Source organism: Haemophilus haemolyticus (assembly GCF_001679045.1).
In the GTDB taxonomy this organism is placed as follows: domain Bacteria; phylum Pseudomonadota; class Gammaproteobacteria; order Enterobacterales; family Pasteurellaceae; genus Haemophilus; species Haemophilus haemolyticus.
The window spans coordinates 114437-131837 of record NZ_LYCK01000013.1 but is presented as its reverse complement, the minus strand read 5'-3'; the positions used below and the strand labels follow the sequence as shown (position 1 = coordinate 131837).

The window sequence follows — 17401 nt, the reverse complement described above, 5'->3', positions numbered from 1 at the left end:
AAGTTTTTTTAGGGGAAATTAATTCTGCTATATTAATTTTATGCTGATTTTAGCTGTTCACCTATTTTCTCAAACAGTTTCTGAATGAGTTCGGCACGATGACCAAGCACTCGTACAATAAGTCCACCTTCATTTAATTGGGAAACGCCAATAAGTAGAGATTTTTCACTTTCCTGTTGTTGAAGTGTTTGGACGATTTGTTTAACTTCAGTTGGTGTTTTCTGCAAATTGAGATAAACCAACGATCCTTGATGTGAGAACCCTTCCATTTGGCTTAATGCGGTCAATTTCATTTGTGCTGGTTGCCATCGAATACAATCCAAAACAAGCGGTTTATTTTGCCCATTATTTTGTAAAAGCTGAACTTTCAGGTGAGAAGAAAATTGACGAAATTCAAAACGTTCATTATTTGCTACGCGGCCAATAGCCACAATTTCACCATAAATTAGCGTACTCTCAGGTTGCATGCTGATTAACGTGTTTTGCTTAAGAGCAGAATTCTTATGCAAAACCAACGGATGAGGTAAGTAAAATAAACGACTTTTCTCAGCAAGTTGAATCAATGTATTTTGCTCGGCAAAATCTCCCTCATTCATTGCCTGAACTCGAGTAAATGCCTGCGTATTTAAAGAAAGTGCGGTAGATTTTTCGAGCATTATTTGAATATCAACACGATCCCCCGCTAATAACCCTGGTGAAGAAGACATTTGCATTGCGCTAAGTCCATTTTCCCAAGAATCGGCATAAGCAGATAACGTCATTACTTTAAAAGGTGGCGTCACAAAGTATTCATCAAGTTGAGTTTTGCCGTTTGAGGAAAGTTTGGTGGAAAGTTTGAGGGTACTATTCATAATCTTTTCAATTTGTAAAAAACTCCCCTCTTTAAAGGAGAGGGGAGGATTCTTTATCTCACTAATGCCTTAGGTTCTTCTACGTTCTTCAATAACGCATATTTTTCAATCCAACCAATCACGCCATCGAGATTTTCTTTTTTCATTAAATTGGTAAAAACAAAGGGCTGACCATTACGCATACGACGCGCATCGTGTTCCATAATGCTCAAATCCGCGCCAACAAATGGTGCTAGGTCTGTTTTGTTAATCACTAGCAAATCTGAACGAGTGATACCCGGCCCACCTTTACGCGGGATTTTTTCGCCTTGTGCGACGTCAATCACGAAAATAGTCACATCGGCTAAATCGGGGCTAAAAGTTGCCGAAAGGTTATCGCCGCCCGATTCAATAAAGACGATTTCTACATCGGGGAAGCGAGCTACCATTTCATCGACAGCTTCTAAATTCATTGAGGCATCTTCACGAATTGCCGTATGCGGGCAACCGCCTGTTTCAACCCCCATAATTCGCTCAGGCGGAAGTAGGCTATTCTTCGTTAAAAACTCCGCATCTTCTTGGGTATAAATATCGTTAGTGATTACCGCCACGCTATAACGGCTTGCTATTTCACGAGTCAGTTTTTCAATTAACGCCGTTTTGCCCGCGCCAACGGGGCCTGCCACGCCAATTTTAATGTAGTTACGCATAATGTTCCTTTTGTTGATTACCGTAGAGGCTCATTCTCATCACCTCTGCGATATGTAAAAATTTAATAAAAAATGACCGCTCTTACGACATGTAAAGTCGAGTATAAAGCACTTCGTGCTGCATGGAGCGGATGTCATTTGCGAGAGTTGCTGCCCCCAGCCAATCAAGATTGGGCTCAAGGCTTAATTCGACAGCTTGCAAGAGCGCACCACGCAAATCAAACAGAATATCTTGCCCATCCATTTGGCTAAGCGGAATGAGTTTCACGCCGTTGGTAATGGTACCAACTGCCGCATTGTAGTAAAACGCATAAAGGGTATCCGCTTTGCTGAGCCCCATTGCTTGCGCCACCATCGCAAACACAATCGGAAAATAGCCTTGTACGGTTTTATTTTGAATCGCTTGCTGAAATTGGCTCAACATTGGGTGTTGTTCATAGCGGATAAAAATTTTTAATAACCGCACACCGAGTTTAAAACTGCCTTCGCGACTTTCTCGCGCAATTTTGGTCGCAGATAGCGAATGGTCTAATTCACATAAACGGTCAAAATCATTGGCAGCTATGGAGTCAAATGCAAGCGAAAGATAAGCGCCATCGTTATACACCCAGTTGTGCAAAAGCTGGGTTTGCACATATTCTTCTAGGCTTGGTTTCGTTGAAACAGCACCTTGTTGAACAAAAGTCTCTAAACCGTTTGAATGGTTAAACCCCCCGATTGGCAAAGTCGGGTCAACCAAGTGCAACAATGCGCCTAAATCTGCCAGACTTCGGTTTAATGTTGGTGCCAATTGCCGTCTCCATGGTGGTGATAGCCATGATGATCGTGCGAATGACTATGCGAATGCCCGTGCCCCTGCGCGGAATTTGCTCTTAACGCTTGGCTTAAACGTCGTTCAGCTTTTTGCGGATGAAATCCCGCTGCTTGTAACCATTCGAACATCGGCTTATCGTAAGGTAATGTTACTTCATCGCCATCTAAAAAGAGTGGCGAATGTTTATTGCCAATTTCATAACAAGCGCGAGCCATTTCTGGCAAGGTTTTCGGCGAAAGCACAATTACTTCACTCGGTAAAATTTCAATCGCAATCACTAATTCATCGCTGATAAACACCACATCATCGTGTTTTAAACGTTGTCCTTCTTTTAGCAAACGAAAGGCAACTTCGCGCCCCGTATTTGTGGTTTTGCGTAAAATATTGCGCTCACTTTCATACCACTGCAATGCCACGCGTTCAATAGTTTGATGTGTAATTTTGCCTTCAGCTTGAAGGCTAGTTAAGTCGCCTAAAATGGTATCCATAATAGGCAGAATGGGGTTGAGGATTTTCATTTTTATATTACTTATTTTCTTCACTAATTAAGACTGCCAAATCTCCCCTCCCCCTCTTTGCTAAAGAGGGGATTTTCCTTATAAATTTGCTGTCATCTGACTAATTTATATTTGCCATATCAAAGTAGAACAATGATATAAAATCTCGCTAGTTTTCCCCCTCTTTAGCAAAGAGGGGTAGGGGAGATTTGGCAGAAGAAAAAACAGAGAAATTAGGTTATTTAGACCAATTTCGTAACGCCCCAAAATGGTTACAAAGTTGGCTCTGTTTCTCTTAAAACCTCATATTTTTCATTCATCTCTGCTGCCCAAGCGGTTAAATTTGGAAATTCTTTTGCAAGATCTAATCCAATTTTTTCTGCTCTAAACAAGAACCAATCAATGACTGCAACCGCTGTTAACGTACCAATGTTTAATTCCGTGCCAAACGGTTTTAAATCTTGCTCAAGTCTTGCAAAACTTTGACGATTACGTTCGGTTAGTTGTTGATGGCGAGCTGCCCACCATTCACTTTCAGGGCGAAGCATTTTTTCAGCCATCATCGGCACGGTGTTTTCCATAATGCCATCGGCTAAATTATGCAACGCTAACGCTGCCCAACGTGGCTTGCCACTTTCTGGAATAAGTTTAGGTTCAACCTTGCCTTTTTGGTCGAGATATTCGCAAATGAGCAAACTGCCATAAAGCCAGTTGCCACAATTACGTTCTAACGCTGGCACACGACCCAATGGGTTGGCTTGATTATGCGGAGAGCTTGCATCAAATGATGAACCAATTTTAATCAGTTCTGTTTTGTCTAAGAGTTGTTGATATGTCAACGTTACCAGCACTTTACGGGCATACGGGCTGGTAGTGGAGTACCAAAGTTTCATTGTAAATTCTCCTTAAAATTTGACCGCTCTTTTCTGCTTAGAACATAAAATACCGTTGTCCTAATGGCACCGTATCCACGGGTTCGCAGGTAATGAGTTCTCCATCTACACGTACTTCATAGCGCTCTGGATCCACCGTAATTTCAGGTGTTGCATTGTTGTGAACGAGATCTTTTTTACCTACGTTGCGGCAGCCTTTCACGGCAATGGTTTCTTTGTGTAAACCGAATTTCGCACGAATATCGGCTTTTTCAGCGGCTTGTGAAACAAAGAATACTGCTGTTTGTGCGGTTGCTAAGCCTTGTGCACCGTACATTGGACGGTAGAACACTGGTTGCGGTGTTGGAATAGAGGCATTTGGGTCGCCCATTTTCGCGTAACTAATAAAGCCTTTTTTAATTACGACTTCAGGTTTTACGCCAAAGAACATCGGTTTCCATAACACGATATCCGCAATTTTACCCACTTCTAATGAACCAATATGATCTGCAATACCGTGTGCAATCGCTGGGTTGATGGTGTATTTCGCGATATAGCGTTTAATGCGGAAGTTATCGTTTCCTTCATTACCTAGCTCACCACGTTGCATTTTCATTTTATCTGCGGTTTGCCATGTACGAATTACCACTTCGCCAATACGTCCCATTGCTTGAGAGTCTGAACTCATAATGGAGAAGACGCCCATATCGTGCAAAATATCTTCTGCTGCAATAGTTTCAGGACGGATACGGCTATCGGCAAAAGCTACATCTTCCGGTACGCGTTTATCTAAGTGATGGCAAACCATCAACATATCCAAATGTTCATCAATGGTGTTTTTTGTAAACGGACGAGTCGGGTTAGTTGAAGCGGGCAATACGTTTGGATACATCGCTGCTTTAATGATATCTGGCGCATGTCCGCCACCAGCACCTTCCGTGTGGAAGGTGTGAATCACACGTCCATCAATCGCTTCCATGGTATCTTCTAAGAAGCCACTTTCATTTAGCGTGTCGGTGTGAATTGCTACTTGAATATCCATTTCATCTGCCACTTTTAATGCAGAACCAATTACTGCAGGCGTTGCCCCCCAGTCTTCGTGGATTTTTAAACCTAATGCGCCTGCTTCAATTTGTTCACGTAGCGGATCTAAAGTTGAACAATTTCCTTTACCGAAAAAGCCCACGTTGACTGGTAAAACTTCAGCGGCTTGGAACATACGTTCCATATACCACGCACCGGGCGTACAAGTGGTTGCGTGTGTACCATCAGCAGGGCCTGTTCCGCCACCAATTAATGTGGTAACGCCACTTTCAATCGCATGTTGTGCCTGTTGAGGACAAATAAAGTGAATGTGGGTATCAATACCGCCAGCGGTCGCAATTAAATGTGCACCATTATGCACTTCTGTGCTAGCACCGATAATCATATTGGGCGTGACGTTATCCATAGTGTCAGGGTTACCAGCCTGACCGATACCCACAATACGCCCATCGCGAATACCAATATCTGCTTTGATAATGCCTAATTTGGCATCAATGATCATCACGTTGGTAATCACAAAATCCAATACATTTGGATTGTCGCGAGTTGCAGTGCCGCTTTGTGCCATGCCATCACGCACACTTTTACCGCCACCAAATTTACACTCATCACCTTTGGTTAATAAGTCTTGTTCAATGGTTGCCCATAAATTGGTATCGCCTAAACGGACTTTATCGCCAACGGTTGGACCATAAGTTGCTACGTATTGAGCTCTTGAAATTGTTAATGCCATCTTGCCCTACCTTATAATTTGCCATCAATTTGATTATGGAAACCATAAATGATTTGGTTACCACCAAAAGCAACTAATTCCACTGATTTCACTTCACCTGGTTCAAAACGCACCGCATTGCCTGATGGCACGTTTAAACGCATCCCTCGCGCCAAAGTGCGGTCAAATTTAAGGGAATTATTAGTTTCAAAAAAATGGTAGTGAGAGCCAACTTGAATTGGACGGTCGCCTGAATTGGTTACTTCGATTTTTACGGTTTTTCTGCCGACATTGGCAATAATATCGCCTTCAGCTAATTGGTATTCACCTGGGATCATTTTATTTAAATCCTTCTACTTTTTATCTAATCGGATTATGCACGGTAACAAGTTTTGTACCATCTGGGAAAGTGGCTTCAATCTGAACTTCATGAACCATTTCTGCCACACCTTCCATGACATCATCAACGGTTAAAAGTGTTGAGCCATATTGCATCACTTCAGCCACACTCATTCCGTCTCTTGCTGCCTCTTGTAAATGGCTAGCAATATAAGCAATGGTTTCTGGATAATTTAATTTAACGCCTCTCGCTTTACGTTTTGATGCCAGTTCACCGGCCAAAAAGAGCATGAGTTTCTCTTGTTCTCTTGATGTTAAGTGCATATCTTCATTCCTTCATTTATTTATCGCACAAAGAGCGGCGAATTTTACGTAAAAAATCCAAATAGGAAAAACATTTTGTCAGAATTTTTTATTCATAGCCCTTGAAAGCGAAAAAATCCTCCTTATATAAAAAGCGCACTTACAAATTCTTAAGAAGGAAATTAATCATGAATATTCGTCCTTTACACGATCGTGTAATTATTAAACGTGAAGAAGTCGAAACCCGTTCAGCTGGCGGTATCGTATTAACTGGTTCAGCAGCGACCAAATCAACCCGTGCGAAAGTATTAGCAGTGGGTAAAGGTCGTATTTTAGAAAATGGTACCGTTCAACCTTTAGATGTGAAAGTTGGCGATACCGTAATTTTCAACGACGGTTACGGCGTGAAAAGCGAAAAAATCGATGGTGAAGAAGTATTAATCATTTCTGAAAATGACATCTTAGCAATTGTAGAATAATTAGATAAGGGAAAAGAAAATGGCAGCAAAAGACGTAAAATTTGGTAATGACGCACGCGTAAAAATGCTTAAAGGCGTGAATGTATTAGCCGATGCAGTAAAAGTAACCCTTGGCCCGAAAGGTCGCAATGTAATTTTAGATAAATCATTTGGCGCACCAACTATCACGAAAGACGGTGTGTCTGTTGCTCGTGAAATCGAATTAGAAGATAAATTCGAAAACATGGGTGCTCAAATGGTGAAAGAAGTGGCATCTAAAGCAAATGATGCGGCAGGTGATGGCACAACCACTGCAACTGTACTTGCGCAAGCTATTGTAAATGAAGGCTTGAAAGCAGTCGCGGCAGGCATGAACCCAATGGATTTAAAACGTGGTATCGATAAAGCAGTAAGTGCGGTTGTTTCTGAACTTAAAAATTTATCTAAACCTTGTGAAACAGCAAAAGAAATTGAACAAGTAGGTACCATTTCTGCAAACTCTGACAGCATTGTGGGTCAATTAATCTCACAAGCGATGGAAAAAGTGGGCAAAGAAGGGGTGATTACTGTTGAAGATGGTACTGGTCTTGAAGATGAATTAGATGTGGTTGAAGGGATGCAATTCGATCGTGGTTACCTTTCTCCATATTTCATCAACAAACCAGAAACTGCAACGGTTGAATTAGATAATCCATATCTTCTTCTTGTAGATAAAAAAATCTCTAACATTCGTGAATTACTTCCAGTGTTAGAAGGTGTTGCGAAAGCAGGTAAACCGTTATTAATCATCGCTGAAGATGTGGAAGGTGAAGCGCTTGCAACCTTAGTGGTGAACACTATGCGCGGTATCGTGAAAGTTGCAGCAGTGAAAGCGCCTGGTTTTGGTGATCGTCGTAAAGCGATGTTACAAGATATTGCGATCTTAACTGCGGGTACTGTGATTTCTGAAGAAATCGGTATGGAGCTTGAAAAAGCGACACTTGAAGATCTTGGTCAAGCAAAACGTGTTGTTATCAATAAAGATAACACAACCATTATTGATGGTATCGGAGATGAATCTCAAATCAAAGGTCGTGTAGCTCAAATTCGCCAACAAATTGAAGAATCAACTTCTGACTACGATAAAGAAAAATTTCAAGAACGCGTGGCTAAATTAGCAGGCGGCGTGGCAGTAATCAAAGTAGGCGCAGCAACTGAAGTTGAAATGAAAGAGAAAAAAGATCGTGTAGATGACGCATTACATGCAACTCGTGCCGCGGTTGAAGAAGGTATCGTTGCTGGTGGTGGTGTTGCATTAGTTCGCGCAGCCGCGAAAGTAGCAGCAAGCCTAAAAGGTGACAACGAAGAACAAAATGTGGGTATCAAACTTGCATTACGTGCAATGGAAGCACCTTTACGTCAAATCGTCACTAACGCAGGTGAAGAAGCTTCCGTTGTGGCAAGTGCGGTTAAAAATGGCGAAGGAAACTTTGGTTATAACGCAGGTACAGAACAATATGGCGATATGATCGAAATGGGTATCTTAGATCCAACTAAAGTAACTCGTTCTGCGTTACAATTCGCAGCGTCTGTAGCAGGCTTAATGATTACCACTGAATGTATGGTAACCGAGCTTCCAAAAGATGAAAAAGCTGACCTAGGCGCAGGCATGGGCGGTATGGGTGGAATGGGCGGAATGATGTAATTCGCTCATCATCAGATAAAAAGTGCGGTCGTTTTTCCACAAGGAAAAGCGATCGCTTTTTTATTTACAAAGGTTTACACTAATTTCAAATTTACTCAGGAAATCTATTATGCTCATTTCTCATTCTGACCTTAACCAACAACTTAAATCTGCTAGAATCGGCTTTAATACAACAGAACTACACGGTTTTTTAAGCGGTTTACTTTGTGGTGGATTAAAAGATCAAAGTTGGCTACCGCTCTTATATCAATTCAGCAATGATAATTACGCTTACCCAACAGCATTAATTCAACCCGTTACAGAACTTTATGAACAAATTAGTCAAACCTTATCAGATGTTGAAGGATTTACCTTTGAACTTGGTTTAACTGAAGATGAAAATGTCTTTGCACAAGCAGATAGCTTATCCGATTGGGCAAACCAATTCTTACTCGGTCTTGGCTTAGCACAACCTGAATTAGCAAAAGAAAAAGGCGAAATTGGTGAAGCCGTAGATGATTTACAAGATATTTGCCAACTTGGTTATGATGAAGACGATAACGAAGAAGAGCTTGCGGAAGCACTAGAAGAAATCGTTGAGTATGTTCGCACCATTGCTATGTTGTTCTATTCTCATTTCAACGAAGGAGAAATAGAAAGCAAACCTGTATTACATTAAGGAGATCTTGAATGAAATTGGCTTATATGGCTGAATTGCCTAAAGAAGAATTTGAGGAACGTCGCACACGAGTATTCACTCAGATGCAACCTAATTCAGCATTATTGCTTTTTTCTGAAATCGAAAAACGCCGTAATAATGATTGTACCTATCCTTTCCGTCAAGATAGCTATTTTTGGTATTTAACGGGCTTTAATGAGCCGAATGCAGCACTGTTATTACTAAAAACAGAACAAGCAGAAAAAGCCATTATTTTTCTTCGTCCATGCGATCCCTTACTTGAAACGTGGAATGGTCGCCGATTAGGTGTTGAGCGTGCACCACAACAACTTAATGTAAATGAAGCCTATTCTATTGAAGAGTTCGCTACCGTACTGCCCAAAATACTGAAAAATTTGACCGCACTTTACCATGTGCCAGAAATTCATACTTGGGGTGATAAATTAGTGACAGAAAGTGCGGTGAGTTTTAGCGAGATTTTAGATTGGCGACCAATGCTCAGCGAAATGCGCCTTATAAAATCGCCTAATGAAATCCGATTAATGCAACAAGCGGGACAAATTACGGCACTCGGGCATATTAAAGCGATGCAAACGACACGTCCAAATCGCTTTGAATATGAAATTGAAAGCGATATTTTGCATGAATTTAATCGCCATTGCGCAAGATTTCCTTCTTACAATTCCATTGTTGCAGGGGGAAGTAACGCCTGTATTTTGCACTATACAGAAAATGATCGCCCATTAAATGATGGGGATTTAGTACTCATTGACGCTGGCTGTGAATTTGCTATGTATGCAGGCGATATTACCCGCACTTTTCCTGTAAATGGAAAATTTAGCCAGCCACAACGTGAAATTTACGAGTTAGTTTTAAAAGCACAAAAACGTGCGATTGAGTTGCTTGTACCAGGCAATTCCATTAAGCAAGCCAATGATGAAGTCATTCGTATTAAAACCCAAGGATTAGTGGATTTAGGCATCTTAAAAGGTGATGTCGATACACTCATTGAACAACAAGCTTATCGCCAATTTTATATGCATGGATTAGGGCACTGGCTAGGGTTAGATGTGCATGATGTAGGTAGCTATGGCCAAGATAAACAACGGATACTCGAAATCGGTATGGTGATTACCGTTGAGCCTGGTATATACATTTCGGAAGATGCAGATGTGCCAGAGCAATACAAAGGCATCGGCGTGCGAATTGAGGATAATTTACTCATGACTGAATATGGTAGTAAAATCCTAACCGCAGCGGCCCCTAAAGAAATTGCAGACATTGAAAATTTAATGAATTTTTAATAAAAATGTTTAAATTGTGATCTAGTACACATTTTTTTATTGCTCAAAATGTTAGCATTAGAACCAGTTAAAAAGCCGAACCAATCAGTTAAGGAGTCGATTATGTACAAACACGTATTAGTGGCAGTAGATCTTTCCGAAGAGAGTCCAGTTTTACTTAAAAAAGCGGTTGGGGTTGCAAAACGCCACGAAGCAAAACTTTCTATTATCCACGTTGATGTGAATTTCTCGGATCTTTACACTGGATTGATTGATGTGAATATGTCTTCGATGCAAGACAGAATTTCCACGGAAACACAAAAAGCCTTGTTAGATTTAGCTGAAAGTGCGGATTATCCAATTTCAGAAAAATTGAGTGGCAGTGGTGATTTAGGACAAGTTCTAAGTGATGCCATCGAACAATATGATGTAGATTTATTAGTGACGGGACATCACCAAGATTTTTGGAGTAAGTTAATGTCTTCAACACGTCAAGTGATGAATACGATTAAAATTGATATGTTGGTTGTTCCGCTTAGAGATGAATAATTAACAAGAAATTGTTTTTTGAATAATCTGAAATAACTTAAATTTTAACCGCACTTCTCAAATAGCGTCGTGGAGTGCGGTTTTATTTTGGGGTTTTGGCAAAAAGCCTTTTTATAAATTTCAAAAATATGCAAAAATAGAGCGATTTAGTTTTTATTTTTATTATGGGTAACAAGGATTCTTTTTAATGAAAACAACAGCAGAAATAAGACAATCATTCCTTGATTTTTTCCATAGCAAAGGCCACCAAGTAGTTGAGAGTAGCTCACTTGTGCCGGAAAATGATCCGACTTTGCTTTTCACGAACGCTGGGATGAACCAATTTAAGGATGTATTCCTTGGAATGGATAAACGCCCTTATTCTAGAGCCACCACCGCGCAACGTTGCGTACGTGCTGGTGGTAAACATAACGACTTAGAAAACGTTGGTTATACCGCGCGTCATCATACTTTCTTTGAAATGCTCGGTAACTTCAGTTTTGGTGATTACTTTAAACACGATGCCATTAATTTTGCTTGGGAATATTTAACTTCCCCACAATGGCTTGGTTTACCTAAAGAAAAACTATGGGTAACCGTGTATGAAACCGATGACGAAGCCTACAATATCTGGAATAAAGAAGTCGGTGTTCCTGCAGAACGCATTATTCGCATTGGTGACAATAAAGGCGCACCTTACGCATCAGACAACTTCTGGGCAATGGGCGATACCGGTCCTTGCGGTCCTTGTACTGAAATTTTCTACGATCACGGTGATCATATTTGGGGCGGACCTCCAGGCTCACCAGAAGAAGATGGCGACCGTTATATCGAAATCTGGAACGTTGTATTCATGCAATTCAATCGTTTAGCCGATGGCACAATGGAAAAATTACCACGTCCATCAGTTGACACAGGTATGGGATTAGAGCGAATTTCTGCCGTATTGCAACATGTGAACTCAAACTACGAGATTGATATTTTCAAAACATTAATCGCTAAAACGGCTGAAGTTGTTGGTACAACAGATTTAAGTAATAAATCATTACGTGTTATTGCTGACCATATTCGTTCTTGTGCATATTTAATCGCTGATGGCGTTATTCCATCAAACGAAGGGCGTGGTTATGTATTACGTCGCATTATTCGTCGCGCAGTTCGTCACGGCCATTTATTAGGTGCCAAAGAAGCCTTTTTCTATAAACTCGTGCCAACTCTAATTGAAGTAATGGCAGAAGCGGGCAAAGACGTAAAAGCAAAACAAGTAAATGTTGAAAAACTATTACGTTTAGAAGAAGAACAATTTGCTCGCACTCTAGAACGTGGGTTGAGCTTATTAGATGAAGCCCTAGCTCAAGTGAAAGATGGCGTTCTTTCAGGTGAAGTTGCATTCAAACTTTATGATACCTATGGTTTCCCATTAGATTTAACGGCTGATGTATGTCGTGAACGCAATATCACTATTGATGAACAAGCGTTTGACCGTGAAATGGAAGCACAACGTACTCGTGCTCAAGCAGCGAGTCAGTTTGGTGTGGACTACAACAGCATTATTCGCGTAGATGGTGAAACGAAATTTGAAGGCTATACTGAAGTCGAATCTCAAGCAAAAATCACCGCACTTTTCTATGATGGTAAATCAGTTGAAAGTATCGAAGCAGGTCAAAGTGCGGTCGTTATTTTAGAAAATACACCGTTTTATGCAGAATCAGGCGGTCAAATTGGTGACAGCGGATATCTAAGTGCACAAGGCGTGACCTTTAATGTTAAAGATACCCAAAAATATGGGCAAGTATTTGGACACATTGGAGAATTAACGCAAGGAAGTTTAAAAGTTGGGCAATCAGTGAATGCTGTTGTGGATGCAGAACGTCGCCACAACACATCACTCAATCACTCAGCAACACACTTATTGCATGCGGCCTTACGTCAAGTTTTAGGTCAACATGTTGTACAAAAAGGCTCACTTGTTTCAGATAAAGCCTTGCGTTTTGACTTTGCTCAACCAGAAGCAATTACAAAAGAACAGTTAACTCAAATTGAAACATTAGTAAACCAAAAAATCCGTGCTAACTTCCCTGTGCAAACGGATATTATGGATATTGATTCAGCAAAAGCTAAAGGGGCAATGGCACTCTTTGGCGAGAAATATGGTGATAATGTTCGCGTATTGACCATGGGTGACTTCTCAATTGAGCTTTGTGGTGGTATTCACGCAAAACGCACTGGGGATATCGGTCTATTTAAAATTATTACTGAAAGCGCAGTGGCGGCAGGCGTTCGTCGTATTGAAGCTGTAACAGGTGAAAATGCGATTGAGTGGTTACATAATCAACAACGCATTCTGACCCAAAGCGCAGACTTATTAAAATCAGACGTAAATACCTTAGCGGAAAAAATCCAGCAACTTCAAGACAAAGCGAAGAAAGTGGAAAAAGAATTGCAAGGTCTAAAAGAAAAAGCCGCAATGCAGGCGGGTTCTGATTTTGTAAAAAGTGCGGTAAAAATCAATGGTGTTTCTGTTATCGCACAACAATTAGACGGTATAGAAACAAAATCATTACGTGTGATGGTCGATGATTTAAAAAATCAACTCGGCTCAGGCGTAATCGCATTCGCATCGATCTTAGATGAAAAAGTCAACCTTGTCGTTGGTGTAACAAACGATTTAACTACCAAAGTAAAAGCTGGTGAGCTTGTTAATTTAATGGCTCAACAGGTCGGGGGTAAAGGCGGTGGTCGTCCGGATATGGCAATGGCAGGAGGCTCCCAACCAGAAAATGTGGCACAAGCAGTTAAAGTGGCACAGGACTGGTTAAACAAAAATCTGTAGTACAAGCCGGTTGGTGGGATGCCAACCCTTCCTTGATTGATAGGGATATCTAATAAATGCAAACTAAGGAGATAAAAGATGTTAATCTTGACTCGTAAAGTTGGCGAAAGTGTACTTATTGGAAATGATATTTCTATCACGATTTTGAGTGTACGTGGAAACCAAGTTAAACTCGGTGTAGAAGCGCCTAAAGAAGTATCCGTTCACCGAGAAGAAATTTACCAACGAATTAAACAGATGAAAGATGAACAATTAGACAGTTCATCATAATCGTAAATAATGGATTTTATATTATGAAAGCAATTATTCCTGTAGCAGGGCTAGGGACGCGTATGTTGCCTGCCACGAAGGCAATTCCGAAGGAAATGCTTACTTTGGTTGATAAACCATTGATTCAATACGTGGTAAATGAATGTGTTGCAGCTGGCATAAAAGAAATTGTGCTTGTCACGCATTCATCAAAAAATGCTATCGAAAACCATTTTGATACCTCTTTTGAACTAGAAACGATGCTAGAAAAACGTGTTAAGCGTCAACTTCTAGAAGAAGTGCGTTCTATCTGTCCAAAAGATGTAACTATCATGCATGTTCGCCAAGGTAATGCAAAAGGACTTGGACACGCGGTGCTGTGCGGTCGCCCACTTGTAGGCAATGAATCATTTGCTGTTGTATTACCTGACGTATTGTTAGCAGATTTCAGTGCAGATCAGAAAAAAGAAAATCTTTCTGCAATGATTAAACGTTTTAATGAAACTGGAGCAAGTCAAATTATGGTTGCACCTGTACCACAAGAAAATGTGAGTAGCTATGGTGTTGCAGACTGTGGCGGCGTAGTTCTTAATGGTGGTGAAAGTGCAAAAATTAATAACATTGTTGAAAAACCAGCCGTTGAAGAGGCGCCATCGAACCTTGCTGTAGTTGGTCGTTATGTATTCTCTGCTGGAATCTGGGATTTATTGGAAAAAACTCCAGTAGGTGTAGGAGATGAAATCCAATTAACCGATGCTATTGATATGCTCATTGAAAAAGAAACTGTTGAAGCATTCCATATGACAGGTGAAACATTCGACTGTGGTGATAAAATTGGCTATATGGAAGCTTTTGTAGAATACGGTATTCGTCACGAAAAATTAGGTAAAGAATTCAAAACCTTTATCAAGAATTTAGCAAAAACGCTATAAATAGCTCTAATACAGATAAAATGGACAAAATGAAAGATTTTGTCCATTTTTGTTTTATTATTAATATAGAACATTGCTTTATGCATAAACATGCACAATAATAGAATAATTAATTAAAATAAAAAGGAAAGATTATGGCACTTTGGGGTGGGCGTTTTACGCAGGCAGCGGATAAACGTTTTAAAGATTTTAATGACTCGTTACGTTTTGATTATCGTTTGGCAGAACAGGATATTCAAGGCTCAATTGGTTGGTCCAAAGCCTTAGTGAAAGTGAATGTATTAACGATCGAAGAACAGCATCAACTTGAACAAGCACTAAATGAATTACTTGTTGAAGTGCGGTCAAATCCGCAAGCAATTTTACAAGATGATGCTGAAGATATTCATAGTTGGGTTGAAAGTAAGCTAATTGATAAAGTAGGCAACCTTGGTAAAAAATTACATACTGGCCGTAGTCGTAACGATCAAGTGGCAGTAGATATAAAACTATGGTGCAAACAACGTGTGGTTGAATTACAAGAATCAGTACGTAATTTGCAACGCCACTTAGTTCAAACCGCAGAAAACACACAACAAGCAGTAATGCCTGGCTATACCCATTTACAACGAGCTCAACCAATAACGTTTGCGCATTGGTGTATGGCATATGTGGAAATGTTCGACCGCGACTATTCACGTTTAACAGACGCGTATAATCGAATGAATACCTGTCCACTTGGTAGTGGTGCGCTGGCTGGTACGGCCTATGCAGTAGATCGTGATTCACTTGCGCACGATCTTGGTTTTGCTTTCGCAACTAGAAATAGCTTAGATAGCGTCTCTGATCGCGATCATATCGTAGAGTTGCTTTCTATCGCCTCCCTCAGTATGGCGCATCTTTCCCGCTTTGCTGAAGATATGATTATCTTTAACAGCGGAGAGGCAAATTTCGTAGAACTATCCGATCGCGTGACTTCGGGCTCATCATTAATGCCGCAAAAGAAAAATCCTGATGCATGTGAGTTAATCCGAGGCAAAGCAGGCAGGGTGATAGGCTCATTAACAGGCATGTTAATCACCTTAAAAGGCTTGCCACTTGCGTATAATAAAGATATGCAAGAAGACAAAGAAGGTATTTTTGATGCATTAGATACTTGGCAAAACTGTGTAGATATGGCAACGTTCGTATTAGATGAATTGAAAGTAAATGTTGAACGTACTCGTGAAGCTGCTTTAAAAGGCTATTCAAACGCAACTGAATTAGCGGATTATTTAGTCTCTAAGGGCGTACCTTTCCGAGATTCTCATCATATCGTGGGTGAAACGGTTGTTTATGCAATCAAGAAAGGCAAGGGATTAGAAGATCTTACTATCCCTGAATTCCGCCAATTTAGTGAAGTAGTAGGAGATGATGTTTACGAGATTCTTTCCCTCCACTCTTGTTTAGACAAACGTTGTGCAAAAGGTGGCGTATCGCCATTGCGTGTTGCCGAAGCGATTGCTGAAGCCAAAACAAGATTTGCTTAATCATATTTTAACACGCATATCACAATTGGATTTCACAAGACTCCCTTGCAATCCAGTGAATAGTCCCAATTATGAGTAGCGACACTTAAATAAGATGATAAAAACAAAAAGTGCGAGAAAAACTACCGCACTTTTATTTCAATTAGGAATGATCAATGACCAATCAGCAAGACTATACTCAAGACAATGACAAGCTTTACCGTTATCTTTTCCAAAATCGTGCGGTTCGTGGGGAATGGGTTCGCTTAAATAAAACATTCACTGATACATTAAATACCCATCAGTATCCGAAAGCAGTACAGGATTTATTGGGTGAAATGATGGTGGCGACTAATTTGCTTACTGCCACACTAAAATTTGACGGCAATATCACCGTACAAATTCAAGGCGATGGTCCATTACGCTTAGTATTAATAAATGGCAATGATCAACAACAAATCCGCGCCCTTGCTCGAGTGGATGGCAACATCACTGAAAATATGAGTCTGCACAATATGATTGGCAAAGGCGTATTGGTCATTACTATTGCACCAAAAGAAGGTGAACGCTATCAAGGTATAATTAGCTTAGATAAACCGACGATCACAGAATGCTTAGAAGATTATTTTGTACTCTCAGAACAGCTTCAAACTCAATTAATTATTCGTACTGGAGAATATGAAGGCAAGCCGGTGGCAGCAGGCATGTTATTACAAATTATGCCTGATGGTTCTGGTACACCAGAAGATTTTGAGCATTTAACTACGCTCGCAGCGACAGTAAAAAATGAAGAATTATTTGGTCTCCCTGCAGAAGAATTACTCTATCGTTTATATCACGAAGAAACCGTCAATCTTTATCCAGCACAAGATGTACAATTTTTCTGTGGCTGCTCTGCAGAGCGTTCTGGTTCTGCATTACTGCTCATTTCCGATGAAGAAATTGACGAAATATTAGCCGAACATAAAGGCAGTATTGATATGCAATGTGAGTGTTGTGGTACACACTACTTCTTTAATAAAGAAACGATTGAAAAATTAAAATCAACAAAAGTTTAAAATCAATCCCGACGCTATGTCGGGATTTTTGATCTACATCATCAATACACCTAAAAATAGGTAATGGAGAGCTATAATTTTCCAAAAATGAGATCTAGTTAACATTTTTT

General features: G+C 40.4%; 18 protein-coding genes. 10 read left to right on the top strand and 8 right to left on the bottom strand.

Translation table 11 applies throughout. The annotated features are described in order from the left end of the window. Positions 1-38: 38 nt before the first annotated feature. From A8M50_RS06300 to ureA, 8 genes are all read right to left on the bottom strand, one after another. The gene (locus A8M50_RS06300) at positions 39-851 is read right to left on the bottom strand and encodes an urease accessory protein UreD (RefSeq protein WP_005644469.1); all 813 of its coding nucleotides are present in this window, start codon (positions 849-851) and stop codon (positions 39-41) included. Positions 852-904: 53 nt separating this feature from the next. After that, on the bottom strand, positions 905-1540 hold the full coding sequence (gene ureG / locus A8M50_RS06295) for an urease accessory protein UreG (protein WP_005644394.1): 636 nt from the start codon (positions 1538-1540) through the stop codon (positions 905-907). An 82-nt stretch (positions 1541-1622) separates the two neighbouring features. After that, the gene (locus tag A8M50_RS06290; RefSeq protein ID WP_005644621.1) at positions 1623-2330 is read right to left on the bottom strand and encodes an urease accessory protein UreF; all 708 of its coding nucleotides are present in this window, start codon (positions 2328-2330) and stop codon (positions 1623-1625) included. After that, entirely contained in the window at positions 2315-2872 is a 558-nt protein-coding gene (gene ureE, locus A8M50_RS06285) for an urease accessory protein UreE (RefSeq protein WP_032826473.1), read from the bottom strand. Before ureE ends, A8M50_RS06290 begins: the two co-directional genes overlap by 16 nt. A gap of 251 nt (positions 2873-3123) precedes the next feature. Next, positions 3124-3744, bottom strand: coding sequence for a glutathione S-transferase (locus A8M50_RS06280; protein WP_005644610.1), 621 nt, complete (start codon positions 3742-3744; stop codon positions 3124-3126). 37 nt (positions 3745-3781) lie between these two features. Then, entirely contained in the window at positions 3782-5500 is a 1719-nt protein-coding gene (gene ureC / locus A8M50_RS06275; RefSeq protein WP_005644404.1) for an urease subunit alpha, read from the bottom strand. An 11-nt stretch (positions 5501-5511) separates the two neighbouring features. Continuing rightward, a complete protein-coding gene (ureB, locus tag A8M50_RS06270; RefSeq protein WP_005644339.1) occupies positions 5512-5817 on the bottom strand; it encodes an urease subunit beta in 306 nt (101 codons plus the stop codon). A gap of 22 nt (positions 5818-5839) precedes the next feature. Continuing rightward, the gene (gene ureA / locus A8M50_RS06265) at positions 5840-6142 is read right to left on the bottom strand and encodes an urease subunit gamma (RefSeq protein WP_005644400.1); all 303 of its coding nucleotides are present in this window, start codon (positions 6140-6142) and stop codon (positions 5840-5842) included. A 167-nt stretch (positions 6143-6309) separates the two neighbouring features. Here ureA and A8M50_RS06260 point away from each other — a divergent pair, with 167 nt between their 5' ends. The 10 genes from A8M50_RS06260 (at position 6310) to hslO (ending at position 17291) form a co-directional block, all read left to right on the top strand. After that, positions 6310-6600, top strand: coding sequence for a co-chaperone GroES (locus A8M50_RS06260; RefSeq protein ID WP_005629492.1), 291 nt, complete (start codon positions 6310-6312; stop codon positions 6598-6600). Between the two features lie 19 nt (positions 6601-6619). Beyond that, positions 6620-8263 (top strand): chaperonin GroEL, encoded by a 1644-nt coding sequence (gene groL / locus A8M50_RS06255; RefSeq protein ID WP_005644409.1) that lies wholly within the window; start codon positions 6620-6622, stop codon positions 8261-8263. 109 nt (positions 8264-8372) lie between these two features. After that, entirely contained in the window at positions 8373-8921 is a 549-nt protein-coding gene (locus A8M50_RS06250) for a YecA/YgfB family protein (protein ID WP_005644599.1), read from the top strand. Between the two features lie 11 nt (positions 8922-8932). Then, positions 8933-10225: a Xaa-Pro aminopeptidase gene (gene pepP, locus A8M50_RS06245; protein WP_005644561.1), complete on the top strand. Its 1293-nt coding sequence runs from the start codon at positions 8933-8935 to the stop codon at positions 10223-10225. A 102-nt stretch (positions 10226-10327) separates the two neighbouring features. After that, positions 10328-10753, top strand: a complete 426-nt coding sequence (gene uspA, locus A8M50_RS06240; protein WP_005629483.1) for a universal stress protein UspA — start codon at positions 10328-10330, stop codon at positions 10751-10753. 187 nt (positions 10754-10940) lie between these two features. Then, on the top strand, positions 10941-13565 hold the full coding sequence (gene alaS / locus A8M50_RS06235; RefSeq protein WP_005644623.1) for an alanine--tRNA ligase: 2625 nt from the start codon (positions 10941-10943) through the stop codon (positions 13563-13565). A 78-nt stretch (positions 13566-13643) separates the two neighbouring features. Beyond that, positions 13644-13835 (top strand): carbon storage regulator CsrA, encoded by a 192-nt coding sequence (csrA, locus tag A8M50_RS06230; RefSeq protein ID WP_005625841.1) that lies wholly within the window; start codon positions 13644-13646, stop codon positions 13833-13835. A 23-nt stretch (positions 13836-13858) separates the two neighbouring features. Further along, positions 13859-14746: a UTP--glucose-1-phosphate uridylyltransferase GalU gene (gene galU, locus A8M50_RS06225; RefSeq protein ID WP_005644374.1), complete on the top strand. Its 888-nt coding sequence runs from the start codon at positions 13859-13861 to the stop codon at positions 14744-14746. A 134-nt stretch (positions 14747-14880) separates the two neighbouring features. Next, positions 14881-16254, top strand: coding sequence for an argininosuccinate lyase (gene argH / locus A8M50_RS06220; protein WP_005644324.1), 1374 nt, complete (start codon positions 14881-14883; stop codon positions 16252-16254). Between the two features lie 155 nt (positions 16255-16409). Next, positions 16410-17291: an Hsp33 family molecular chaperone HslO gene (gene hslO / locus A8M50_RS06215; RefSeq protein WP_005644371.1), complete on the top strand. Its 882-nt coding sequence runs from the start codon at positions 16410-16412 to the stop codon at positions 17289-17291. Positions 17292-17401 lie beyond the last annotated feature (110 nt).